Annotated in this window: 24 protein-coding genes and 4 tRNA genes; 12 read left to right on the top strand and 16 right to left on the bottom strand. The window is 47.2% G+C overall.

Features of this window, described 5'->3' with window-relative positions; all coding sequences use genetic code 11:
* The first annotated feature begins 19 nt into the window (after nucleotides 1-19).
* Nucleotides 20-1,024 carry a type I glyceraldehyde-3-phosphate dehydrogenase gene (gene gap / locus EH243_RS02060; RefSeq protein ID WP_126156967.1) on the top strand — a complete coding sequence of 335 codons (1,005 nt, stop codon included), beginning with the start codon at nucleotides 20-22 and terminating at the stop codon, nucleotides 1,022-1,024.
* A gap of 79 nt (nucleotides 1,025-1,103) precedes the next feature.
* Here the strand turns inward: gap and EH243_RS02065 are convergent.
* The 11 genes from EH243_RS02065 to EH243_RS02115 form a co-directional block, all read right to left on the bottom strand.
* Nucleotides 1,104-1,179 (bottom strand) — tRNA-Gly (locus EH243_RS02065).
* A 46-nt stretch (nucleotides 1,180-1,225) separates the two neighbouring features.
* Nucleotides 1,226-1,312: transfer RNA gene (locus tag EH243_RS02070), tRNA-Leu, on the bottom strand.
* 406 nt (nucleotides 1,313-1,718) lie between these two features.
* Entirely contained in the window at nucleotides 1,719-3,050 is a 1,332-nt protein-coding gene (locus EH243_RS02075) for a hypothetical protein (protein WP_126156968.1), read from the bottom strand.
* A 2-nt stretch (nucleotides 3,051-3,052) separates the two neighbouring features.
* Nucleotides 3,053-3,616, bottom strand: coding sequence for a hypothetical protein (locus EH243_RS02080; protein ID WP_126156969.1), 564 nt, complete (start codon nucleotides 3,614-3,616; stop codon nucleotides 3,053-3,055).
* Nucleotides 3,617-3,685: 69 nt separating this feature from the next.
* Nucleotides 3,686-4,189: a type III secretion system chaperone family protein gene (locus EH243_RS02085; protein ID WP_126156970.1), complete on the bottom strand. Its 504-nt coding sequence runs from the start codon at nucleotides 4,187-4,189 to the stop codon at nucleotides 3,686-3,688.
* Nucleotides 4,189-6,939 (bottom strand): AAA family ATPase, encoded by a 2,751-nt coding sequence (locus EH243_RS02090; protein WP_126156971.1) that lies wholly within the window; start codon nucleotides 6,937-6,939, stop codon nucleotides 4,189-4,191. The genes EH243_RS02085 and EH243_RS02090 overlap by 1 nt, the downstream gene beginning before the upstream one ends.
* A 668-nt stretch (nucleotides 6,940-7,607) precedes the next feature.
* Nucleotides 7,608-7,681, bottom strand: a tRNA-Cys gene (locus tag EH243_RS02095).
* Nucleotides 7,682-7,724: 43 nt separating this feature from the next.
* Nucleotides 7,725-7,800: transfer RNA gene (locus EH243_RS02100), tRNA-Gly, on the bottom strand.
* 112 nt (nucleotides 7,801-7,912) lie between these two features.
* Nucleotides 7,913-8,461, bottom strand: a complete 549-nt coding sequence (pgsA, locus tag EH243_RS02105; RefSeq protein WP_126156972.1) for a CDP-diacylglycerol--glycerol-3-phosphate 3-phosphatidyltransferase — start codon at nucleotides 8,459-8,461, stop codon at nucleotides 7,913-7,915.
* Between the two features lie 51 nt (nucleotides 8,462-8,512).
* A complete protein-coding gene (uvrC, locus tag EH243_RS02110) occupies nucleotides 8,513-10,399 on the bottom strand; it encodes an excinuclease ABC subunit UvrC (RefSeq protein WP_126156973.1) in 1,887 nt (628 codons plus the stop codon).
* Nucleotides 10,400-10,424: 25 nt separating this feature from the next.
* Nucleotides 10,425-10,739 (bottom strand): excinuclease ABC subunit C, encoded by a 315-nt coding sequence (locus tag EH243_RS02115; RefSeq protein ID WP_126156974.1) that lies wholly within the window; start codon nucleotides 10,737-10,739, stop codon nucleotides 10,425-10,427.
* A gap of 83 nt (nucleotides 10,740-10,822) precedes the next feature.
* On the opposite strand from EH243_RS02115, the gene EH243_RS02120 reads away from it, so the two are divergent.
* Nucleotides 10,823-11,773, top strand: a complete 951-nt coding sequence (locus EH243_RS02120; protein ID WP_126156975.1) for a DUF1853 family protein — start codon at nucleotides 10,823-10,825, stop codon at nucleotides 11,771-11,773.
* 102 nt (nucleotides 11,774-11,875) lie between these two features.
* Here the strand turns inward: EH243_RS02120 and EH243_RS18510 are convergent, their stop codons facing one another.
* Nucleotides 11,876-12,019, bottom strand: coding sequence for a hypothetical protein (locus EH243_RS18510; protein ID WP_164549021.1), 144 nt, complete (start codon nucleotides 12,017-12,019; stop codon nucleotides 11,876-11,878).
* Between the two features lie 208 nt (nucleotides 12,020-12,227).
* Nucleotides 12,228-13,091 (bottom strand): NAD(P)-dependent oxidoreductase, encoded by an 864-nt coding sequence (locus tag EH243_RS02125; RefSeq protein WP_126156976.1) that lies wholly within the window; start codon nucleotides 13,089-13,091, stop codon nucleotides 12,228-12,230.
* 99 nt (nucleotides 13,092-13,190) lie between these two features.
* Between EH243_RS02125 and EH243_RS02130 the strand changes: the two genes are divergently transcribed.
* The gene (locus tag EH243_RS02130; protein WP_164549022.1) at nucleotides 13,191-13,736 is read left to right on the top strand and encodes a TlpA disulfide reductase family protein; all 546 of its coding nucleotides are present in this window, start codon (nucleotides 13,191-13,193) and stop codon (nucleotides 13,734-13,736) included.
* A gap of 205 nt (nucleotides 13,737-13,941) precedes the next feature.
* Here EH243_RS02130 and EH243_RS02135 read toward each other — a convergent pair whose 3' ends face one another.
* From EH243_RS02135 to EH243_RS02145, 3 genes are all read right to left on the bottom strand, one after another.
* Entirely contained in the window at nucleotides 13,942-15,123 is a 1,182-nt protein-coding gene (locus tag EH243_RS02135) for a pyridoxal-phosphate-dependent aminotransferase family protein (RefSeq protein ID WP_126156978.1), read from the bottom strand.
* A 65-nt stretch (nucleotides 15,124-15,188) separates the two neighbouring features.
* Complete coding sequence (gene mtnN / locus EH243_RS02140) at nucleotides 15,189-15,947, bottom strand: 5'-methylthioadenosine/S-adenosylhomocysteine nucleosidase (protein WP_126156979.1); 759 nt, start codon at nucleotides 15,945-15,947, stop codon at nucleotides 15,189-15,191.
* 232 nt (nucleotides 15,948-16,179) lie between these two features.
* Nucleotides 16,180-16,956 carry a pseudouridine synthase gene (locus tag EH243_RS02145; protein ID WP_126156980.1) on the bottom strand — a complete coding sequence of 259 codons (777 nt, stop codon included), beginning with the start codon at nucleotides 16,954-16,956 and terminating at the stop codon, nucleotides 16,180-16,182.
* A 244-nt stretch (nucleotides 16,957-17,200) separates the two neighbouring features.
* On the opposite strand from EH243_RS02145, the gene EH243_RS02150 reads away from it, so the two are divergent.
* From EH243_RS02150 to EH243_RS02190, 9 genes are all read left to right on the top strand, one after another.
* Nucleotides 17,201-17,881, top strand: coding sequence for a Bax inhibitor-1/YccA family protein (locus tag EH243_RS02150; RefSeq protein WP_126156981.1), 681 nt, complete (start codon nucleotides 17,201-17,203; stop codon nucleotides 17,879-17,881).
* A gap of 87 nt (nucleotides 17,882-17,968) precedes the next feature.
* Nucleotides 17,969-18,361 (top strand): sulfurtransferase complex subunit TusD, encoded by a 393-nt coding sequence (gene tusD, locus EH243_RS02155; protein WP_126156982.1) that lies wholly within the window; start codon nucleotides 17,969-17,971, stop codon nucleotides 18,359-18,361.
* Between the two features lies 1 nt (nucleotide 18,362).
* Nucleotides 18,363-18,731, top strand: a complete 369-nt coding sequence (tusC, locus tag EH243_RS02160) for a sulfurtransferase complex subunit TusC (RefSeq protein WP_126156983.1) — start codon at nucleotides 18,363-18,365, stop codon at nucleotides 18,729-18,731.
* Nucleotides 18,731-19,027, top strand: a complete 297-nt coding sequence (tusB, locus tag EH243_RS02165; protein WP_126156984.1) for a sulfurtransferase complex subunit TusB — start codon at nucleotides 18,731-18,733, stop codon at nucleotides 19,025-19,027. Before tusC ends, tusB begins: the two co-directional genes overlap by 1 nt.
* 1 nt (nucleotide 19,028) lies before the next feature.
* Nucleotides 19,029-19,385 (top strand): TusE/DsrC/DsvC family sulfur relay protein, encoded by a 357-nt coding sequence (locus EH243_RS02170; protein WP_126156985.1) that lies wholly within the window; start codon nucleotides 19,029-19,031, stop codon nucleotides 19,383-19,385.
* A 13-nt stretch (nucleotides 19,386-19,398) separates the two neighbouring features.
* Nucleotides 19,399-20,322 carry an NAD(P)-dependent oxidoreductase gene (locus EH243_RS02175; RefSeq protein WP_126156986.1) on the top strand — a complete coding sequence of 308 codons (924 nt, stop codon included), beginning with the start codon at nucleotides 19,399-19,401 and terminating at the stop codon, nucleotides 20,320-20,322.
* A 41-nt stretch (nucleotides 20,323-20,363) separates the two neighbouring features.
* Complete coding sequence (gene otnI, locus EH243_RS02180; protein ID WP_126156987.1) at nucleotides 20,364-21,140, top strand: 2-oxo-tetronate isomerase; 777 nt, start codon at nucleotides 20,364-20,366, stop codon at nucleotides 21,138-21,140.
* Between the two features lie 11 nt (nucleotides 21,141-21,151).
* A complete protein-coding gene (locus EH243_RS02185) occupies nucleotides 21,152-21,697 on the top strand; it encodes a chemotaxis protein CheW (RefSeq protein ID WP_126156988.1) in 546 nt (181 codons plus the stop codon).
* Nucleotides 21,698-22,000: 303 nt separating this feature from the next.
* The gene (locus EH243_RS02190; RefSeq protein WP_126156989.1) at nucleotides 22,001-22,321 is read left to right on the top strand and encodes a hypothetical protein; all 321 of its coding nucleotides are present in this window, start codon (nucleotides 22,001-22,003) and stop codon (nucleotides 22,319-22,321) included.
* Nucleotides 22,322-22,411 lie beyond the last annotated feature (90 nt).

Consider the following 22,411-nt stretch of genomic DNA (forward strand, 5'->3'; position numbering starts at 1 on the left):
GTCATACAAGGAGCACCACATGCCTATCAGAGTCGCGATTAATGGTTATGGACGTATCGGCCGAAATATTCTTCGCGCCCTTTACGAATCGGGTAAAAGCAACCAGATCAAAATTGTTGCTATCAACGATCTCGGTGACAGCAAGGTTAATGCGCATCTAACTGAGTTCGATAGCGTGCATGGTCATTTCAATTTTCCTATCAGCGCTGAAGACAATCAAATGACGGTGGATGGGGATGCCATTAAGGTTATTAGTGAATCAGACCCTCATGCCCTACCGTGGGCCGAGCTAGATATTGATATTGTTTATGAGTGCACCGGACACTTCACCAGTCGCGAAGCCGCCGCGGTTCACTTAGATCAGGGCGCTAAACGGGTTTTAGTCTCAGCCCCAGCTAAAAATGCCGACGCCACCATTGTCTACGGCGTCAACCATAGCATTCTCAAACCTGAGCACAGAGTCATATCTAACGCTTCCTGCACAACGAACTGCCTAGCCCCTGTCGCTAAAATATTAAACGATAATATCGGCATCACTGAAGGCATTATGACTACGATTCATGCCTATACCAACGATCAGCACCTGCTCGACGTGTATAGCAATGATATCTATCGTGCGCGCGCCGCGGGTTTATCGATGATACCGACTCGAACAGGCGCTGCCGAAGCGGTTGGCATTGTCATGCCTGAGCTTAAAGGAAAGCTGACAGGGCTTGCTGTGCGCGTACCCACCGCTAACGTATCACTCGTAGATCTATGCTTTAGGCCTGGTCGCAAAACCTCGGTCGATGAAATTAATCAATTAATGCGAGAAGCATCACAAGGCAGTTTGAAAAACATATTGGAATATAATGAGTTACCGCTGGTATCGGTGGATTTCAATCACCATTCAGCATCATCTATATTTGATAGTAATCAGACCCATGTGATGGATGGATTGGTGAAAGTATTTGCTTGGTATGACAATGAGTGGGGTTTTTCAAACCGAATGCTAGATACTACGCTCGAAATTTTTCGCGATTAATCACACAGTTTAAATATATTGAAGCTGGAGGATTTGGCTTTAACAGGAAGGAAAACTAAGAACATATTGAAAGTGAAGTTGGAGCGGAATATCGGGCTCGAACCGACGACCTGAACCTTGGCAAGGTTCCGCTCTACCAACTGAGCTAATTCCGCTTCACTTGTTGTTGCTACAATCATGACTGATTGGCTAATCATAAAATGGTGCCCGGAGCCGGACTTGAACCGGCACGACCTTTCAGTCGGGAGATTTTAAGTCTCCTATGTCTACCGATTCCATCATCCGGGCAAAACATAAAGACTCAGCTGTAATTTAACTGACTCTGTCTAAGTTGAGGCTTGCTTCAAATCCCTTTCAGCTCAACAACTTGAGGGCTATTATCCGAATCTAAAGATGAAATGCAAGCCCTATCTGCCAATATTTTTACGACGGATCATAACCGCCAAATCGCAAGGCAAAATGTGCTTATCGGCTAAGACGTTAACTGCCCTCTTGCAAGCCGCTGAATCGAAACAGGTTTAGCCGAGTCTGCGTGTAGCTTGCGCTGTGATTTTCGAGTAGCAACAGCGAGGCACCCCAGTGGCCGCGACAACAGCGGCTTGCGAGGATAAGCGCTATCCTCGAATAGCCCAATCCTCAAGGGGACGCTTAACTCAGTCAAGCTCAGCCAAGCCCCGTCGGAAATATTAGATGACTACACTTTGGCGTTATCGTAGCGCTCATCTTCAGAGGCGGTATTTAATAACTCATACTTGATCCCCAATAGAGGCACCTCCTCTTCTGAGCCATAGGTTGCCAGAATCGCTTCGAGGGTTTTGCGGGTGCTACGAATACGAGGCGAATAATGAGATAGCTGAATATTCTTCGATAACATCGAAAAGAGTTTCTTGCTGTCATCGCCAAGGCTTTCGTATGAGTCCTGCGCCGCCTTATAAAGATCATCCTGCTTAGCCGCCTCAGCAGCGCCATAAAGAATCTGTTCTGTTTCGGCATAACGCTGGGAAAAGGCAAATTTAATGTGCTGCGAGCTTGGTAGATTATCGATCAAGTCCACCAAAAAAAGCGCGCCCGTATTGAAATACAGACGCTCACCCGATTGGTTAGCTGTCGTATGGGTCATCAAAAAGTAACCCGCCAATAATACTTCTGGGCTCCAGCGACCAAGATCAGATCCAGCACTCTCTTTTAACTCATTGAGCTCAGAAATATAAAAACAGAAGGGTAATAATGGATGTACTTTATCATTCGAGCCGGTCAAGGAGTTGCTGACTTCTTGGAGATCAAGCCGCTCCATAATGGCGTTTTTGGCATCACTCAACCAGCTTTCGGAGCTTCCCGCACCGATAAACTGACCTTTAAAATAACCCTGTTTATAGGCGTCTAGTAGGAGTGTTTTCTTACCCGGCGCTTGTACTGAAATATTCCATGATTCATTAACCGATGAATACTTGAAAGCTAAATCAATAGCATCGACAAGCTGTTGAATATGCTGCTTTATATCAGTATGAAGCCCTTCCAACACATCGGTAATTCCGTTCTTATTGGTGGCTAAAATCTCTTGGATGTAGCTCGCTTTATGTTGATCATCAATGAAGTTGATAACAGAGTATTTAGCCGCTGTTTCACGTTTAAGGAAGGAATAAAACCCCTCTTCAAAGCGGTTCGAAGCCGAGACTAGGCTGTTGGCCGACTGAGTAATAGCGTAGTAGTTATCAATCAACTGTTCGTGCAAACCTTCGTAATAGGTATGCAGCTCTTGCGACTGCTGACGCGCCGAAATATCCGCCGTACGAGAAGCGATTGCAATGGCCACATAGGCCCCCGCAAAGGCGATGGGCAAGCCAATGATCAGGTTAAGGGAGTCGGCGACGGTGGACCATTGATCAAAGCTCAGTAACGCCAACATATCGGCAGGACGGACCCACCATAACGTCACCGCAAACAGAATCAGCGAGATAAATAGGAGGAAAATGATCCCTAATTTAAAATCACGAAACTCACGATTTTTTCTAGGTGAACGAGACATCTTTATTTTATCCCCTGATTGCGCCGCTTAATCTCAACCAATAGCTCTAGTTGCTGGTCGGAATTCATTTTGGATATTTCATGGCTTAAATCAGACTTGTAATCCAGAAGTGGCAAACGGCCCTCTTCGACGGCAGCCCTGACATCTTGATCATTGGTATCGATTAAAGTGATCAAGGCCTTAACCACGCGAATAACCTGCTGCTTGGTCAAGGAGGCGTCTTCCAGTGGGAAGTCTACAATCATTCGGATCTCGCCATCCCGGTGGTCATAATCATAAAAGCAGAGTTTTTTCTCGAAGGATTTTCGAATAGCGACTTCAAAAAAGGCCTTACGATTATTCCGGTCGACACAGTTATAAAGCTTAGGAACAATAAACTTAATTAACTCACCGTTCTCCTGTACAGAAAACAGGACGGTAGCGTAGTGATCACCATCCTTATCTTTATATACCTTGGTGGGAAATCCTGAATAGATATACCCTCCGCCACTGTCATTGGGGTTAGATTTATATTTCCAGCCAATATCATCGAGAAGCGCTTCCAGCTGTTTAAACGACGTCGCCACACCAATCCCCTTTCACTCTATAAAAATAAGGCCAAACAGTGGTTTGGCCTTGTTAAAAATGATGACTCATTAAATACCAGTATTACCATCGAGCGCGGCCAGCTGAGCCAGTAGCTCTTGGCGCTTAAGCTCTTTAGGGTCGGTCTCTACCTCAACACCTAAGGTCTCTTTCATCTCTGGAATCAGTTCGCAGCTTGAGGCAATGGTCTGCAGCATACGGGTGAACTGTTTCAGCGTTACATCACCATCTTCTATCGGAAAACCAATGCTGATGTGGTGGTCATAATCACTTGGGTCGTATTCCCATGCGCCCAGCTTGGTCTGATAGTTTTTATAGAGCATCCAGTTGAGTAGCGCCGCTCGATGCTCATCTGTAGAGTCTTTCACTAGATCATCAAGGTGCTGTACGGTGCGTATTTGCAAGAACTCTCCATCTTCCATCAGGCGAATGACAATCATGACCTGGCCATTTTCGTCTTTCGCGCCTGTCAGCAGCGTGGTTTCGTCTTTTGATTGAAAATTAAAATCTAACTCACCCAAATACTGCTCAATCTTGCTTAACGTAATTGCCATTAAAAACTCTCCATTAACTTACAGAATGTTGTCTGATCCAATACTTCTTCATCTAAAACTGCTTCAGCGACGGCTTCGATTTTATGCCAGTGCTGTGACACCAGATCACGGGTGTTGGCTGTTGCCTCATCGATCCAGCATGAAACTCTTTCATCTACCTTATCTTGATACGATGGATGGCCTGTATAGCCCCTTAATGCTTCAACATTAAGGTTATAAAGACTTTCATCCATTCCCCAGCAACCGATAGCGAGCCAGGCATAGTGCATCGCCTGTTTTAGGTCTCCAGCAGCGCCGCTGTCTAGCCCTTGATCGTTAAACTTTTTGAACTGAGCTTCTCGCCCCGCCAATGCCACGCAAGACATATTAAACAGAAACGCTCGGGTGTAATCGTGACTTTGCTCGTTATCATAGGAAACCATGCCGAGAAAGTTCGCGCGTGCCACCACAGTAATCTGCTCAATACGCCGTTCTGGCAGTAATATGTGGGAAATGACGGCATGTGCCGCTTCGTGATAAGCCGTCTCTTTAAGGTGCTGACGGCTATTCTCTAAGTTTAATGGTTGACCATATTTTAGCGTATTGATCTGCTCTAAGAGGCATTGCTGATCGATCTTCTGAATCCCCTCACGCAGAGCAAACAGAATCGTTTCACGGGAGACTTTTTGCAGATCTGCACCGCTGAAACCGGCGGTTAATAGCAATACCTGATCAATATCGATATTTGAATCGAAAATATCTTTGGCCAACATTTTGCGGATAAACCAGCTACGGGCATCTTTATCTAGCTGCGGCACTTCATAGTGTAAATCGATACGGCCAGAGCGCAGTATCGCTGAGTCAATCAGCTCTTTGCGGTTGGTGGCGGCGATAATAAACACGTCATCCTCATTACCGCTAAAACCATCGATCTCAACGAGCATACGGTTGACCAGCGCATCAGCATGAGGGCCAGCGGAGCCCCGTTTCGGTAACGCATCGATCTCATCGATAAAAATAACAGAGGGCGCGTATTCTCGCGCTCGGGCAAATAGCTTACGAATAAAGTCTTCATTGAGCAGATCATTGCCCGAACAGGAGAGGAAGGGTAAATCTGCTTGATGCGCAAAGGCTTTGGCTAGCAAAGTCTTACCTGTACCGGGGACACCATAGAGCAACATGCCTTTCGGTGGCTGCACTCCTTGCTGAGACAGGTATTCCCGCTCTTTGAGTAGATGGATGACCTCATTGAGGCGCGCTTTAATTTTGTGATGACCGGCTATCTGCTCAAAGGAAACATCCGGTAGGTCAACTTGGATACCGGAGGCATCAGTAAAGTCATCTTCTTTGGCCAGTTTTTCGATGCGCGCCTGGGTATATTGCAACAACAAAACACCATCGGTTTCACTGATCTCAAAATCAAAGAATACTCGTTGATGCTTGGTGGCCAGTTGGTTCGGCAGATGAATGAAATCTAACTCAGCCAGAAAAGCCTCGGCGCTTTCGCTTAGCGAGATAACAACTCGCTCTACATTAATATCGGGGTGTTGCAGCAAATAATCAGTGATCGGGTCAAATGCAAAATCCCCTATCCGTGACTTCATCTCGCGGGTATCGAAGTTTGGTGCAAACCTTAATACCAGCAGTGGCACTAAGGTTTCGAGACGTTTGAACTGTACCGCTAGACCAAGCTTGCTTTCAAAAGACTGGCTATCATCAATCAATAACTGTGTCGCAATCTTAGATAAACCCGAAAGCGACAGTTTCTTAAATAGAACAACACTACCCTGCGCTAAACGGGACAGCAGTTCAGGCGGGATCGCCGCAACGGTGTTGCCGCTCTCTATCTTGGTTTCTTTACGAATCACTTGAAGCAGTGTTTCCCGTGCCTGATGCGGGCTACTTGCTGTTTGGCTCGTAAAAGTGCGATTACTGTAGAGGCTGCTGCCTAGATTAGAGGTGAAAACAATAATGGTCTCTCTGAAATCTATCTCATCGCCACTATATTCATCTTTTAGATAGCCCGCCGACAGCATTCTCAAGAGAGATGTCTGCACGCGGGTATGGGATTTTTCTATCTCATCGAAGATGATAATCGACTTAGGGTGATCCTTCACAAACTGGGTCAGCTGACCTTCCCCGGCGCTTTCAAACCCTTTACGCAGGCCGACCAGCGCAAACCCCTCTTTCTCAGAGTTTAGCTGAGTCATATCAAATGACTTAACTTTATAGCCCTGCAGCCCTAAGCTGAGGATTTCCGCCATATAGGTTTTACCGGTTGCCGGCGGTCCTAAAAATGAAAAGATAGCTCGAGGACGGTTAGTTTTTTCTGCCCATGACATCTTCATGACAGCATCGCTAACCGCCTCTACCGCCTCGTCTTGGTCAAATATTTGGCTAGTGAGTAGCTCTTTCATCTCAGCAAGGCTGGCGACAACGGATTTATAAAGCCCTTTGCGAATGCTGATATAGAGGTCTGACACAGTCGACTCAAAAGAGATACCTGCCGCTTTGAGCTCTGCAATCAATGCTTGAACCTCCGGCGCGTAGGATACTCGCTCTTTAGAGGCGATCTGTTCTAACAGCTGGGAGGAAAAGAGTTCTGATTTTTCGTGAGGCGTTACAATATCGACAAGTTCACACACCTTGGCGAAAGCGACATCATCGGCAGGTTTTAGCGCGGTCAATGATTGCTGAATATGGGAGATAGCGATTCGTGAAGCGCTCTCTTGCAAAGCAAAAACTTTTGCGCCTAATAAGATCTTTCGCATGTTGTATTATCCTAATGGCGAATGATGTAGCCCAACGACTTTAATCATTCTGTCGCTTACAAAACGTCAGCAACCCATTTTCAGCTGCTGCTATAAATCCATTTATCTATCACGATTACTTATGGCAAAAAAAAAGCGAAGCACTAGGCAATACAATGAGTTAATAAACTTGCAAACAAAGGCGTTTAAACCGCATCCTTCATTTTGCATTAATTTTATTCATACAGCTGATGTTATCAAAATTGATGATGACCACCTACTAACTTTGCCCCAAATATTGATACAACTCCCCCATATTGGGTGGAAAATAATTGAATATTCAACAGATAACGAAAACTGCTCATTTTTCATCAGCTTTAGGCTGTTTTATCGACAACTCCAGCGTTGTATGAAAAAACTAAATTATGGCGATCGGCGCAAGTGCGACTGATAGCGATATAACAGAGAGCTGTCATAATCAATCGAGCATATAGTGTAAAGCGACGAATTACACGGAGAACTAAGGGGGACGAATCGGTGAAAGTAGTGCGTATCGATACGGAAATTACCGGTGGTTGGTACGCATAAGTGACTACTGTATATTCGGAAAAGATATTCGGATTTATTCGGAAATCAAAATTCAGACATAAAAAAAGCCACATAAGTGACTGTTTTACTGATGCTTTAAATGGAGGCGCGGGTCGGAATCGAACCGGCGTTCACGGAGTTGCAGTCCGCTGCATGACCACTCTGCCACCGCGCCTAAGGTAATTTACTTACCAACCATATTTACCCTAGAGTAAATATGGAGCGGAATATCGGGCTCGAACCGACGACCTGAACCTTGGCAAGGTTCCGCTCTACCAACTGAGCTAATTCCGCGTGCTTCCTAAGAAGTGGTGCGTATTATAGACAGCTCTCCTTCTATGTCAACAACTTTTCCGCTGTAAAAAAGTGTAACCAGATGAACAAGTTAGATCTGTATAACGATTGATCAGATATCTTCTACCAGGTCTGGCCATGCTGCTTTAAGGTAGATATACATCGACCAGAGGGTTAGCACCGAAGCCAAATAGAGCGCTCCGATTCCCACCCATGCAAGCATCGTATAAGGCGCAAAGCCAAGCATAATCACGATCGACAGCATTTGCAGTGTTGTTTTCAGCTTGCCGACATAAGAGACGGCAATATTAGCTCGCTTACCTAATTCAGCCATCCACTCTCGTAAGGCTGAAATAACGATCTCCCGACTAATGATCACAATGGCCGGTACGGTAACCCAAAAAACAGAATAGGTATCAACGAGCAAGACCAGTGCCGTAGCCACCATCAGCTTATCAGCGACTGGGTCTAAAAAAGCACCAAAGGGTGAGCTTTGATCAAGTTTACGGGCCAGATAACCATCGAACCAATCGGTTACCGCCGCGAACGCAAACACTAAGGCAGCCGCCATCGGCCCCCAAGCGTAAGGTAGGTAATAAACTAAAACAAATACAGGAATCAGAACAATGCGCAGCAATGTCAGGATATTGGGTATTTTCATTGATGTTCAACTTTCCTGTTTAACGTGAGTAAGAGTGTAAAAGCGCGATCATTAGGGATCATGGTGTAGCGAAGCATAGATATCTTCTGCAATTTTGCGGCTTATAGTAGAGACTTTTCCAATTTCTTCAATACTTGCGGTCTCAATAGATTGGACACTACCAAAATGCTTCAGCAGTTCCCGTCGCCGCTTAGGGCCAACACCTGGAATCCCTTCAAGGGATGATTTACGCCGAGCTTTGCCCCGCCGTGCCCGGTGACCGGTAATCGCAAAGCGGTGCGATTCATCTCGAATATACTGTATCAGATGCAGGGCCGGTGAGTCAGCCCGCAGGGCTATTTCGACACCAGAATCGCCCATAATCAAGGTTTCTAGCCCCGCCCTCCGGTCACTGCCCTTGGCAACCCCAACAATCAAGACCTCTTCGATCTGTAATTCAGCCAGCACTTCAACCGCCTGGGTTACCTGCCCTTTACCGCCATCGATCCACAAAATATCGGGCAGCTTACCTTCACCCTTTTTCAATCGTGTATAGCGGCGCGTCAACGCCTGATGCATCGCCGCATAGTCATCGCCGCCGGTAATACCCTCGATATTAAAGTGACGATAGTCTGATTTTAACGGGCCGTTACGATCAAAAACAACACAGGACGCGACAGTGGCCTCACCAGAGCTATGACTGATATCAAAACACTCCATACGCTGAGGAATCGCATCGAGCTGCAGTGCTTCCTGTAGTGCTAGATAGCGATTATAGATACTTTGTTTGCTAGCGAGGTGACTCTGTAAATTTTGCTCAGCATTGGTTTGTGCTAGTTTTTGCCACGCCGCCTTATCGGAACGAACGCGATTCACCAGCGCCACCTTGCGGCCGCTGCGCTCGCCTAATGCATCTTCTAAGACTTCTCGGTCAGCCGGCTCTTCTAAGGTGACCAAGACCGGTGGAATCTCCCGCCCTCCCGCCAGATACCACTGAGCGATAAAGGCAGACAGCAACTCTGCGGTGGTCTCTTCGATACCAAACCGAGGATGATATACCTTGCTGCCGATAATACGTCCACCGCGAACAAATAGCATATGCATACAGACCGATCCGGACTGCTGAGCACAACCGATCACGTCGGCATCACCGCTCTGCCCACTGACATGCTGCTGTTCTTGCACCTGCTGCAGACTAGAGATCTGATCGCGATAGATGGCCGCCTCTTCAAAATTGAGCGTAGAGGAAGCGTCCTCCATTTGAGAGGCTAATTCATCCATAATGCGGCTGTTCTTGCCTTCCAAAAACATCATCGCATGTCGAATATCGGTCTGATAGGCTTCGGGGGTCGGTATGCCCACACAGGGCGCACTGCACCGCTTAATCTGATATTGCAGGCAAGGACGGGAGCGGTTTTTAAAAAAGCTCTCTTCGCACTGACGAATACGAAACACCCGTTGCATAATGGCTAAACTATCACGTACCGCACCGCTGCTGGGGAAGGGGCCAAAATAGCGGCCTTTTTGCCGTTTAGCACCCCGATGGAAACGCACGGCAGGGTATTCCTGCTCGGTGGAGACAAAGATATATGGGTAGGATTTATCGTCACGTAATAAAATATTATAGGGTGGACGATTTGTTTTGATCAGGTTTTGTTCGAGCAGTAACGCTTCCGTTTCACTGTTGGTGACCGTGACCTGAATATCCGCAATCCGGCTGACCAGTGCCTGAGTCTTAGTATTTAGGCCCGTTGGGCGAAAATAGCTACTGACGCGGTTTTTAAGGTTTTTGGCTTTACCAACATAGAGAATCTCGCCCGCGAGATTAAACATCTGATAGATGCCGGGTCGTCGCGTTAAGCGGGAGAGAAACCCCTTACTATCAAAAGCGTCATCGCAGTGCTGTTCCGGCGGCTTAGCTAGCGCCGTCAGGGAATCCTTGTCAGGGGTATCATTCATGCGGCTATTCTAACTGTGCGCCCTTCTACTCCTCAAGAAGATTCAATAACTTATTAGCATCCATATGATAATGAGTGGCTTCCCGATGGATTTCTTCCAGTTGTTGACGGGTTGCGTCTGAGATACCAGCTCCGCGAGATAAGCTAACTTCCAGATAAACACTGATCTCCGCATAGTAATAAAGCCGCGCATTGAAGCTTTGGGCGCGCTTCAGCTTAGAGAGTGAGATCATAGCGCCATTGAGCATAATGGTGTTGATATCAGAGTCACTCATCAAAGGATGACGATCCTTCTCTGTTGCTGGAGTATTCAAATTAACCGCGCGTTTGTTTGCTGCCATGAGACATCCTGAAAAAAGTGGAGTAGAGTTAATAATATCTTATTACTTTATGAGCTTTTCACATTAATGTGAATATTTGAGCTATGAGCCTATCTTTAAGTTGCCATCCTGATCCTATTTCTGGATCGGAACCCCTGCCGTCACCTACCGCCTATCAGCATGAGATCATCCGCGATCTTCACTGGTTAATCTACAGCCCCTCGTTAATGAAGCTTCCCGATGATCAATCTTCTGATTGGTTATTTGATCAGACCGCCATCGCTGAGCGGCTGAGCAAACTCGACGAAAACCCTTTGCCTCTGATTAACGCACTCCGCCAACAAGCCAAGTTTCGACTCGGTTATTACTTTGAAGATCTGATTAGAATCTATATTCAAACATTTATCCAACCTACTGATCTTCAATGTAATATTCAAGTCTCTAGAGACAAAGCAACAGTGGGTGAATATGATTTTTTAATGGCGCTGCAAGAGGACATTAATATCCATCTTGAGGCCGCGGTTAAGTTTTACCTCTGCACCGCTGAAGACCCAGACAACTGTGTTTTAGAGGATTTTATTGGGCCTAACCGATCGGACCGGCTCGACAAAAAATGGCAACGACTCAATGACCATCAGATGCGCCTGTCGCACACCGATGCCGGAAAAGACAGAGCCACCTCCCTAGGATTGCTGCCCGAAAAACATTCGCTACTGTTACGCGGCTATCTGTTTTACCCTTATGCTCACTGGTTAGATTATCAATCCCCTGCCCCAATTAGCCCCGATCATCTGAAGGGATGGTGGCTCAGAGCCGCTGATGTTGAGTCTTTAGGGGCCCAATATCAGTATGTCATGTTAATGAAGCCTCGCTGGCTAGCATTAGCAGTATGCGGCTTTCAGGAAACACTATCTTGTTCTGAACTCATTGAACGAACCAATGATACGACTACCCCAAAATTGATTGCTCGGCTAAAGTTTGACCCGAGCGATGAGCAGTGGCACGAATTAGATAGAGGCTTTATCGTACCGGATGGCTGGAATCTTAAACGCTAACGACCGGTCAGCCGATCCTAAACATCAAGTGCGACCACTTAGCGACTTAATCTAGGCCATAAAAAAGCAGCCATTGGCTGCTTTTTTGTAAAACGCATTTAGTTACTTAGCGCGTTCGGTTGCTTTAGCAGCATCCTTAGCGATGCACTTACGCAGGTAGTAAATCCCTACGAAAGAACCAACAACCATCGCGGCAACGATTGCCATGCTAGGTATGAAAGAGATCATGCTGTATTTATCGGCCATAGAACTGTCCTCATGTGTTACCGTCATTATTAAAGACGGATAATGTATGTGGTTATATATTTTTTAGTTATTAGGCGCGATTATAGAGCATCTTTTCTCAGGCACAATAGCCTAAAGATCTATTCACCGAGATGCCCAGGCTCTCAAATGGGCCAAGCAGGAGCTGGCCCTGCTCAGCACTCAAGCCTAAGCGGTTAACTCGCTTAGCTTACTGTTCTAAGCGCTTAACTAAGCTAGAGGTATCCCAGCGCTGACCACCCAGTTTTTGAACTTCTGCGTAGAACTGGTCAACCAGCGCAGTGACAGGTAATTGAGCACCATTGCTACGGGCTTCATCGAGGGTGATCTTGAGGTCTTTACGCATCCAATCGACGGCAAAACCAAAATCAAACTGATCATCGATCATGGTTTGGTGGCGATTAGTCATCTGCCAAGAACCGGCAGCACCGTGCTGGATCACATCAAACACCGCTGAGGCATCAAGCCCTGCTTGTTTGGCAAAATGAACCCCTTCGGCTAATCCTTGCACTAATCCGGCAATACAGATCTGATTGACCATTTTAGCTAGTTGACCACAACCGGCCTGCCCTAATAGTTTGGCTGATTTAGCATAGCAGTCGATCACCGGCATCACCTTTTCAAATACAGCTGGCTCGCCTCCGATCATGATGCTTAACACACCGTTTTCAGCGCCTGCCTGACCACCGGAAACGGGGGCATCAAGAAAAGTTAACCCCTGTTCGGCAGCGATGATCGCCAACTCCCGAGCAATCTCAGCCGAGGCGGTTGTATGATCAACTAAAGTTGCCCCCTGGGCCATGCTGCTAAACACACCTTGTGAGCCGGTAACGACCTGACGCAAGTCATCATCATTACCCACACAGGTAAACACAATCTCAGCATCCCGAGCCGCTTCGGCGGGGGTGACGGCGCTTTTACCTGAGTATTCTTGGCACCATTGATCGGCTTTGCTTGCCGTGCGGTTATAAACAGTGACCTCATGTCCAGCTTTTGCCAGATGACCCGCCATTGGATAGCCCATCACTCCCAGACCGATAAATGCAACTTTCATACGCTTCTCACTCCACCCTAAGGCTGACTATTGTTATGATCAGACTATTCTATGCTAATTGATATATATTCAAACACCTTTAATTGTTCGAGCCTAATTATGCCATCAATCATCCCTCCCTTCGCTAACCGCACACCGATAGCAAAGCGATACTGTTATACCGCCTTGCTGATCATCATGTTATGTGGATCTGTGCTTAGCCCTCGGGTCTCTGCCGTAGAGAGCTTCTATGACGATCTTGAGATCAGCCAGATTGACGGCTCACCTGCCGACCTCAATCAGTACCAAGGCCGCTTGGTATTGGTTAACTTCTGGGCCACCTGGTGCCCACCCTGCATTGAAGAGATGCCCTCGTTACAGAGACTGCAGCAGCAGTTTGACCCCGAAAAGTTTCAAGTTATTGCGGTTAATCTTGGTCAGAGCGGCACAACGGTAGCGCAGTTTTTCTCTCAGCAAACATTTGATTTTGATTTGCCCGTCTATTTAGACAGCAAAGGGAAAGCGTTTGGGCAACTGAAAATAGCCGGTATGCCTTCTAGTTTTCTCATCAGTGCCGATGGCGTACTGATTGAAAAAATAGTCGGGGCTCGGGAATGGGATCATCCCGCCAATATCAAAGCGGTACATGAGATGATTCAAGAGTAATAAATGCGCCGATCAGGTTAGATCTCGCTTTACGCATGACTGCATTAAAGGCTGAACAATCGTTAACGGGGATGAGTGGTGTTCAGAAAGCAAATAACGTCGACTTGTCGGCTTAATATATGACGGCAAAAATAGCGTCGACGTTATTTGATGAATGTTAAGGCTTTTATAACAAATCCTGTAATGACAGATATTTAAGAATGCCCTACTTTGCGCTGTACACCGCTTCAGCGGCGGGGATCGCTTTGCCAAGGTTGATGTTGGCGCCCATCGCGGACAGTGTGTTTTCCAACGCATTCAGACAGAGCAGAACATTCTTTTTGTTACAAGCGGTGCCCATCAGGCCGATACGCCATACCTTCCCAGCCAGAGCACCAAGGCCCGCACCGATTTCAAGACTATAATCGTCAAGCAGACGGTTGCGTACCTGCGCTTCATCAATACCTTCCGGTACAAAGACGGAATTAAGCTGTGGCAGGCGATAAGGCTCTTCAACCAAAAAGCCGATGCCCATCGCTTCTAGACCATCTCGCAAGGCGTTGTGGTGATGGCGATGACGTGCCCAAGCGTTTTCCAAACCCTCCTCTTCTAACATTACCAAGGATTCATGGAACGCATAGAGAGAGTTAACTGGCGCGGTATGGTGGTAAGCCCGCTTAGCACCACCGCCCCAATAACCCATGACCAATTTTTGATCGAGGAACCAGCTAGGCGTTTTGCTTTTACGTTGTTCAATCACTTCAATCGCACGGGTATTAAAGCTGACCGGTGAAATACCCGGTGGGCAAGAAAGACATTTTTGCGTACCGGAATACACCGCATCGATTCCCCAGCCATCCACATCTATTTCACTACCACCGAGGGAAGTCACCGCATCAACAATGGTCAATGCGTTATGTTGACGGGCAATCTGACACAGTGTTTTGGCATCGGACAGAACACCGGTTGAGGTTTCTGCATGCACAAAGGCTAGCACTTTAACGTCGCTATGGGCGGCAAACGCAGCTTCCACTTTTGCGGGATCAACGGGTTTGCCCCACTCGTCTTCTACCATAATCGCGGTGGCGCCAAAGCGTTCGACATTCTCTTTCATCCGCCCGCCAAAGACACCGTTTTGACAAACTATGACCTTATCACCCGGCTCGACCAGATTCACAAAACAGGCTTCCATACCAGCAGACCCTGGTGCCGAAATAGGCATAGTTAGCGGGCTTTCTGTTTTGAACGCGTACTGCAACATCTGTTTCACTTCATCCATCATGCGGATGAATTCAGGGTCAAGGTGACCAATGGTCGGTCGTGCCAAGGCAGCCAATACTCGAGGGTCTACATCAGAAGGACCGGGGCCCATGAGAGTACGCTGCGGAGGATAGAAAGATTTAGTCATAGCATCTGGCTCTTTATGATTATTGTTTAACGTATACCGATATCTTCAGCATCGAACAATGTCTATCAGGGGGTTTCTTTAGCAATATTATCGACAATGGCTATCACCATTTCAGCCGAGTGCTTGGCCGCCACTAACAAAAACTGATCAAAGGATACGTTCGACTCTTTTCCGGCAATGTCCGATAAAGCGCGAATGACGATAAAGGGTATATCAAATTGGTAGCAGGTTTGTGCAATCGCGGCGGCTTCCATCTCTACCGCTTTCATCGTTGGGAAACGTGCGCGCGTCTGGGCGACGCGCTCAGGACAATTCATAAAAGAATCACCGGTGGCGATTAAACCTTTGACGGTATTGATGCCGACCATTTGGGAGATACAGCGCTGCGCAACATCGGCCAAGAAATTATCGGGCATAAAGCCCGCAGGCAAGCCCGGCACCTGGCCATGCTCATAACCAAAAATGGTGACATCAACATCGTGGTGGCGCACTTCATCACAGATGACCACATCGCCGACTTCCAACTCAGCAGCAAAACCGCCGGCGGAACCGGTATTGATAACACAGGTCGGTTTAAAGGTTTGCAGCATCAGCGTGGTCCCGATCGCGGCATTAACTTTGCCGATACCTGATTTAAGCAGCACAACGTCAACACCGTGCAGCGTTCCGGTATAGAGGTTATAACCAGCGATGGTATATTCCTCCCGCCCCTCCAGAGTTTGTTTCAGCAGTTCGACCTCTTCGTCCATGGCGCCGATAATACCGATTTTAAGCTTGTCAGACTGAGCGGTCAGGCGCTCAGCAAAGGAGGTGTTGTTGGTCATTCAGGTGATTCCATCACGAGTAGTAAAAAGAGTGTCTATTCAGTAAAGATAAGGATACGCAATTTGTGCCACCGAACAAATAGACAATCGTTAGAAAAAGTCATTAAACCATCTGTTTTATTCGACTATTTGAACGATTGCTTGAGAGATAAGGCCCTAAGTTTTTAATAAGGCCTTTTTTGCAGGCGAAACACGCGCCTAATGGACAACATTGGTCGTTGTATTTATGGCGTCAGTCGTCATCCGCATCATCGCGGTGTTGCTCGATGCATTCAAGGGGCGCTGGATATAACCCCTGCCAACCAAACTGGCTAAACAACTGGTCGATCCAAGGGGTAACAGGCGCGTTAATGATAACGGGTTGCTGCGTAAAGGGATGGATAAACTCCAGCTGTGTCGCCATCAGCAATAGCCGCTCTAAGCCAAAGTGTTCACGGAAGAGCGTATTATGTTTGCCGTCACCATGCTGAGTATCCCCCACCAAGGGATGAAAAATATGCTTAAAATGACGCCGAATTTGATGCTTGCGTCCCGTTTTGGGCTTTACCTCGACTAATGAGTAACGGGCGGCTGGATATTTACTCACGGGGATCGGTAGCTCCACCGTGCCTAAACGGCGATATTCACTGACCGCATCTTTGGCGGGCTTATTAGGGTTTGCTCTTTTATCCGCAACCTTATCGATAATCTCTTTCAGCGGGTAATCAATAACCTCCTGCTCTTCGGTATAACCTCGACAGACACAGAGATAGGTTTTTTGCACTCGCCGTTCAGCAAAACAGATATTTAGCTTGTTGGCTGCCTCCGATGACTTGGCAAAAATCAACACGCCGGAGGTCGGCCGGTCGAGACGGTGAACGGTATAGGCTTTAATGCCCAACTGCTCACGGATCAACGCTACCGCGTTAGGCGCACGCCGCTCAATAGGACTCGGGTGCACCAGCAATCCAGCGGGCTTATCGATTGCGAAATAGTGTTCATCCTCAAAGATGACATGGATGGGGTACATCGTTATCACTTACCTAAATAGATCAAGGCGGGCAGCTTAGCAATAAATCATCCTATTGCCTATGAACCTAGCGGGGATGAATGGGTCATAGAGATATGAAGTAAAGGTTATCTGTCGCGCCATAAAGAGGTGAAGCGGTTAATACATATTTCTTGTATGGTTGAAATGCTGACAAAAACCTATATATATAACCTATCAATAAACTTAAATGGCACCTAACGCCTTAAATTTCCAGAGGGATAAGATGCGTAATATCGATACAATGACCGTCCGTTCAGAGCAATCTGTACTGTCGACCAACAAGGTGATTCGCAATACCTACATGCTGCTCTCCATGACAATGGTATTCAGCGCGGTGACTGCGGGTATCTCTATGGTCATCAACCCACCGATGATTTTGGCTTTAGGAGCAATGATTCTCGGTATGATCCTAACGTTCGTGATCTCTAAAAAACAAAATAGTGCTGCGGCGTTACCACTCGTGTTTGCCTTCACTGGCCTGTTTGGTTTTGCGCTAGGTCCTATTCTTAATCGCTACCTGGGTATGGCTAATGGCGGCGAGATCGTCATGACCGCGATGGGTATGACAGCAGCCACCTTCCTAGGCTTGTCTGCTTACGTACTGACCAGCAAAAAAGACTTTAGCTTTATGGGTGGATTTTTATCCGCCGGCCTGATTATTGTCTTAGTCGCCATGGTCGCTCTGATGATCCTGCCTATGTTCGGGATTAATGTTGGCGTCATGCATTTAGCACTGTCTGCGGCGGTGGTCTTGCTGATGTCTGGTTTCATTCTGTATGACACCAGTAACATTGTTAACGGTACTTACACCAACTACATCATGGCTACCGTTAGCCTCTACACCAGCATCTTTAACCTGTTTATCCACCTGCTGAGCTTGGTTGGCTTCCTTAAAGACGAGTAAGCTTCCAACAAGGTTGAAAACCACACACAAAGCCCTGCAATCCTGATAAGATTGCAGGGCTTTTTTAGTTTATAGACATCAAATATTATGATTTTTTCAATCGTTATTACCGGAGCGCCCTATAGCTCTCAGGCATCAGCCAGCGCTCTGCAGTTTAGTCGCAGCGTGCTAAAGCTGGGGCACAGTATTCATCGGGTCTTTTTTTATGCCGATGGCGTGCACAGTGGTTCCGCACTGGCGGCACCTCCCCAGGATGAAACCAATATTCCACTTGAATGGGCAGCGCTGGCCCGTGAACATCAACTGGATTTAGTGGTCTGCATTGCTGCTGCGGTTCGCCGTGGCGTACTCGATGAAGGTGAAGCTCGCCGTTATGAAAAAAGCGGTCACAACCTAGCGTCAGGTTTTACCCTGTCGGGTCTAGGACAGCTGGTCGAGGCCGGCATTGTATCGGACCGTGTTGTGACTTTTGGAGTTTGAAATGAGTGATACTAAAAAATCATTTCTGATTATCAACCGCAAAGCCCCCTATGGCAGCAGTGCCGCACGAGATGCACTCGATGTTGCGCTGACGATCTCTGTTTTTGAGCAGCCTCTGAGTTTGCTGTTTATGGATGATGCCGTGCTGCAACTACTGCCGGATCACCAAGCTACTCTGATCGGCCAGAAAAACCTTTCCGCTAATCTGTCGATGCTAGAGATGTACGATATTGATCAGCTCTATGTTTGTCAGCAAGCACTAAGCCTGAGGGGGATTCGCCCCGACGATATCACCTTAAATATTACGCTGTTGGATTCACAAGGCATCGCCTCTTTGATCAAACAACAGGATCACGTATTGAGTTTCTGATGACGACACTACATCTGATTAACAAAACCCCTTCAGAAAGCACTGCGCTAGGTGACAGCTTAGCGACCCTCAGTGAGGGTGATGCGCTGCTGCTAATCGAAAATGGCGTATACGCAGCGATGCCTGCCTACGCAGAGCACTTTACCCGCCTGCCCCGAACAATACAGTGTTATCTGCTCAATAATGACGCGTTGGCGCGGGGTTTAAACGATCTTAATCCCGACTTTGCGGCTATCGACTATGACGGTTTTGTCGAATTAAGCTGCCGTTATAGCAAAGTAGTGAGTTGGTTCTAATATGACAGACGATAACCATGAACCATCCTATTTACAGGTTAATGGGCAGACGATCCCAGTTGACCCTGAAGGTTACCTGCGCCATCTAGAGGATTGGAATGACGCGGTGGCTGAGCAACTAGCACAGGAAGAAGGCATCACACTGAGTGAAGCACATTGGGAAGTTCTTCAGGTGTTACGGCAGTTCTATCAGCAGTTCGAGATGTCTCCGGCGATGCGCCCACTGATAAAAGCCATTAGCGCACAACTAGGAAGTGACAAGGGCAAGAGCATCTATCTGATGAGCCTCTTTCCGGGTAGCCCCGCTAAGCTGGCGAGCAAAATTGCCGGCTTACCAAAACCGACCAACTGCCTGTAACGGAGTCATAACGATGAATCTAGCCTTTTTAGGGATCGGTTTGATGGGTCGACCTATGGCCTGCCATCTGTTAATAGCGGGTTTCAACCTAACCCTATGGAATCGTACCCGTCGCAAAGCGGATGCCTTAACCAGCCTAGGCGCCACCGTGGCAGACTCGCCAGCGGAAGCCATTGCTGATGCCGATATTATCATCACGATGCTAGAGAACGGCCCTGTCGTTGATCAGGTACTGTTTGGTACCCCGCAGCCATGTTTCAAACGTGGTAGCACGGTCATTGATATGAGTTCAATTCCTCCAGAACTGGCTCGGCAACACGCCGAGCGGCTGCAGCAGATGGGGGTTAACTACCTTGATGCGCCGGTTTCCGGCGGAACGGTGGGTGCCGAACAGGCCTCGCTGTCGATTATGGCAGGCGGCGATAAGACTGTGTTTATGGCTTGTCAGCCGATTTTCACGACCCTCGGCAAAGCCACTTATATTGGTCCAACCGGGTCTGGGCAGCTAGCTAAATGCGCCAATCAGGCGATTGTCGGTATTACTATCGGCGCAGTGTCAGAGGCACTGCTGCTGGCCGCCGAGGGCGGTGCCGATCCTGCCGCTGTCCGTGAAGCACTGTTAGGCGGCTTTGCTGGCAGCCGAATTCTTGAGCTTCATGGTCAACGCATGCTTGATCGTGAATTCAATCCCGGCGCCACCTCTCGAGTGCAACTGAAAGATCTGCGCACTATTTTAGATACCGCTCAGAATGAACAGCTAACCCTACCCTTAGTCGAGCAGACTTATCAGCAATACCAAAAGCTGGTGGATAACGGCTTAGAAGAAGTGGATCACAGCGGCTTACTTCTGCAGCTTGAGGCTGATAATGGCGACCGAAGATTAAACGATAAAACAACCCAATCACCCTACTCCAAAGATAAGCCGGCGAATCTCTAAAGACGACGAGCCTGCCAATAAGAACAATAGAGAGTTATTTTATGCCAGATTTTGCTGTTAACCTCAGTATGCTTTTCACCGAAGTACCGCTCACCGAACGGTTTGCGGCAGCCGCCGAACAGGGCTTTGATAAAGTTGAGATTCAGTTCCCATATGCATTACCCGCAGCGGATATTGCTCATTTGCTGAGGCAGAACCAACAGCAACTCGTATTGCTAAACGCCCCTGCTGGTGACCCAGAAAAAGGCGAACGCGGCATCGCTTGTCATCCCGATAGAGTGGCCGAGTTTCGTCAAGGGGTAACTAAGGCGATCGAATACGCAAAAACATTAAACTGCAATAATATCAATATATTATCTGGTATATCTCCAGTTAATTATAACGCTGATATTATTGAAAAAACCTTTATCGAGAACTTACAGTTTTGTGCTCAGCAGATGGCCAATGCCGACATTCAGCTATTAGTTGAGGCGATCAATACCCAGGATATTCCCGGATTTTTCCTCAATAATAGCCAGCAGGCGTTTGCGCTATTTGATCGTGTCGGTCACCCGAATATAAAGCTGCAGTATGATATTTATCATATGCAGATTATGGAGGGGAATCTGATTCACACCCTGAGACAGCACCTTAACAAAATTGGCCATATTCAGTTTGCCGATGTACCGGGAAGACATGAACCTCAAACTGGGGAACTAAACTTCAACAATATTTTTCAAGCTTTGGATGATATGGGATACTCAGGTATTACCAGCCTTGAATATAATCCCTCTGTCAGCACGACTGAAAGTCTGCACTGGCTGAAACAGATAGCATAAGAGAGCAACCCATGGGTCTTGAAGACGCAGCAGCACAACTACAGCAGATTCAGGCAGAACTGAGTGCGAACGTGTACGATCTGCATAAAAAGAGTGGTGAAAGCCAAGAAGCCTATCGTAAATGGGCAACCTTTTCGATTGCCGAGGAGCTTTATGCCATTGATGTTATGCAGGTAAAAGAGGTCTTGCGTTACACCGATATTACCCCGGTGCCGGGTGCACGGGATGGCGTACTGGGCATTATCAATCTGCGCGGCAGCGTGGTGACCGTTGTAAGTTCACGCACCCTATTCTGCTTAGAAGACCGAGAGATCGATCATAACACCCGCATTATCGTGGTCGAATTTGATGATCAAGAAGTGTTAGGGATTCTGGTTGATGGGGTTGATGAAGTGATCAACCTACCGGAAAGTGAAACCGATCGCGCCCCAGGCGTGTTACGTGAAGACAGTCAACGACAGTTTGTTCAAGGGGTATGCTACCGAGAAGAACACCTGATTATCTTACTGGATCTCGATAAGATGCTGGCCGGTTTCAAACTACCGCCCGAAGAATAACGGTTTTTGATACTTTAATCATAGCAGGCGCTCTTGCCTGCTATGATATAAAGCGACTGAAGCGATGCCCGTTAAGTGCCCCGTCACCGCGGGCTTTTGATAGGTTTTTGTTCCGCTAGTGAGTGATGCAAAAAGCTCTTATGGTAATCCTGCTCTTAGCTGGTGTTAAAAGGTAGAATTGAAGCGACCATCTGCGCTTTATCACTATTAGCTTTATAGGAATTTAGTAAGATAAGCCTCTTATAACAAAGATAAGCTTAGTTAAGTCTTTGCTAATAACCAACTACCTAGGATTGTGGTGAAATGGAATGGATACCTACAGCGGGATTACTTCGCTGGATAAGCGCACTCGCACAACAAATCTCAGACTATCTGCAACCAGAACAACGCCTTGTAAAACGTGTCGTTCGAATTTGTAAAGCACATGGCATTGAACGAACTCAAATCTGTCGAATCTTTCATCACCATAATTTCACACCAACCAGTTTTTCTTCCGTCAATGATGCTAAGCAATTAATCACGGCTAAGTTTGTAGACGAGCTAGCTGACTTATTCAACATTGAGCGTAATTGGTTGGAAGGTAGTGAGGTAATCCTCCCGAAAAATAATAGTGCTCAAAAGTAGAATTTTCTCGTAATCTATACGCAGGAGGTTCTGCATGAAAAAGTCACGTTATACCGATAGCCAAATCATGGCGATCCTAAAGCAAGCCGA

It is taken from the genome of Amphritea opalescens, from assembly GCF_003957515.1.
Lineage (GTDB): Bacteria > Pseudomonadota > Gammaproteobacteria > Pseudomonadales > Balneatricaceae > Amphritea > Amphritea opalescens.

Excerpts from the sequence above, each read along its gene's own strand:
- gap (WP_126156967.1), top strand. The coding sequence starts at position 20 with ATGCCTATCAGAGTCGCGATTAATGGTTATGGACGTATCGGCCGAAAT.
- EH243_RS02075 (WP_126156968.1), bottom strand. The coding sequence starts at position 3,050 with ATGTCTCGTTCACCTAGAAAAAATCGTGAGTTTCGTGATTTTAAATTA.
- EH243_RS02085 (WP_126156970.1), bottom strand. The coding sequence starts at position 4,189 with ATGGCAATTACGTTAAGCAAGATTGAGCAGTATTTGGGTGAGTTAGAT.
- EH243_RS02090 (WP_126156971.1), bottom strand. The coding sequence starts at position 6,939 with ATGCGAAAGATCTTATTAGGCGCAAAAGTTTTTGCTTTGCAAGAGAGC.
- pgsA (WP_126156972.1), bottom strand. The coding sequence starts at position 8,461 with ATGAAAATACCCAATATCCTGACATTGCTGCGCATTGTTCTGATTCCT.
- uvrC (WP_126156973.1), bottom strand. The coding sequence starts at position 10,399 with ATGAATGATACCCCTGACAAGGATTCCCTGACGGCGCTAGCTAAGCCG.
- EH243_RS02115 (WP_126156974.1), bottom strand. The coding sequence starts at position 10,739 with ATGGCAGCAAACAAACGCGCGGTTAATTTGAATACTCCAGCAACAGAG.
- EH243_RS02120 (WP_126156975.1), top strand. The coding sequence starts at position 10,823 with ATGAGCCTATCTTTAAGTTGCCATCCTGATCCTATTTCTGGATCGGAA.
- EH243_RS18510 (WP_164549021.1), bottom strand. The coding sequence starts at position 12,019 with ATGGCCGATAAATACAGCATGATCTCTTTCATACCTAGCATGGCAATC.
- EH243_RS02125 (WP_126156976.1), bottom strand. The coding sequence starts at position 13,091 with ATGAAAGTTGCATTTATCGGTCTGGGAGTGATGGGCTATCCAATGGCG.
- EH243_RS02130 (WP_164549022.1), top strand. The coding sequence starts at position 13,191 with ATGCCATCAATCATCCCTCCCTTCGCTAACCGCACACCGATAGCAAAG.
- EH243_RS02135 (WP_126156978.1), bottom strand. The coding sequence starts at position 15,123 with ATGACTAAATCTTTCTATCCTCCGCAGCGTACTCTCATGGGCCCCGGT.
- mtnN (WP_126156979.1), bottom strand. The coding sequence starts at position 15,947 with ATGACCAACAACACCTCCTTTGCTGAGCGCCTGACCGCTCAGTCTGAC.
- EH243_RS02145 (WP_126156980.1), bottom strand. The coding sequence starts at position 16,956 with ATGTACCCCATCCATGTCATCTTTGAGGATGAACACTATTTCGCAATC.
- EH243_RS02150 (WP_126156981.1), top strand. The coding sequence starts at position 17,201 with ATGCGTAATATCGATACAATGACCGTCCGTTCAGAGCAATCTGTACTG.
- tusD (WP_126156982.1), top strand. The coding sequence starts at position 17,969 with ATGATTTTTTCAATCGTTATTACCGGAGCGCCCTATAGCTCTCAGGCA.
- tusC (WP_126156983.1), top strand. The coding sequence starts at position 18,363 with ATGAGTGATACTAAAAAATCATTTCTGATTATCAACCGCAAAGCCCCC.
- tusB (WP_126156984.1), top strand. The coding sequence starts at position 18,731 with ATGACGACACTACATCTGATTAACAAAACCCCTTCAGAAAGCACTGCG.
- EH243_RS02170 (WP_126156985.1), top strand. The coding sequence starts at position 19,029 with ATGACAGACGATAACCATGAACCATCCTATTTACAGGTTAATGGGCAG.
- EH243_RS02175 (WP_126156986.1), top strand. The coding sequence starts at position 19,399 with ATGAATCTAGCCTTTTTAGGGATCGGTTTGATGGGTCGACCTATGGCC.
- otnI (WP_126156987.1), top strand. The coding sequence starts at position 20,364 with ATGCCAGATTTTGCTGTTAACCTCAGTATGCTTTTCACCGAAGTACCG.
- EH243_RS02185 (WP_126156988.1), top strand. The coding sequence starts at position 21,152 with ATGGGTCTTGAAGACGCAGCAGCACAACTACAGCAGATTCAGGCAGAA.
- EH243_RS02190 (WP_126156989.1), top strand. The coding sequence starts at position 22,001 with ATGGAATGGATACCTACAGCGGGATTACTTCGCTGGATAAGCGCACTC.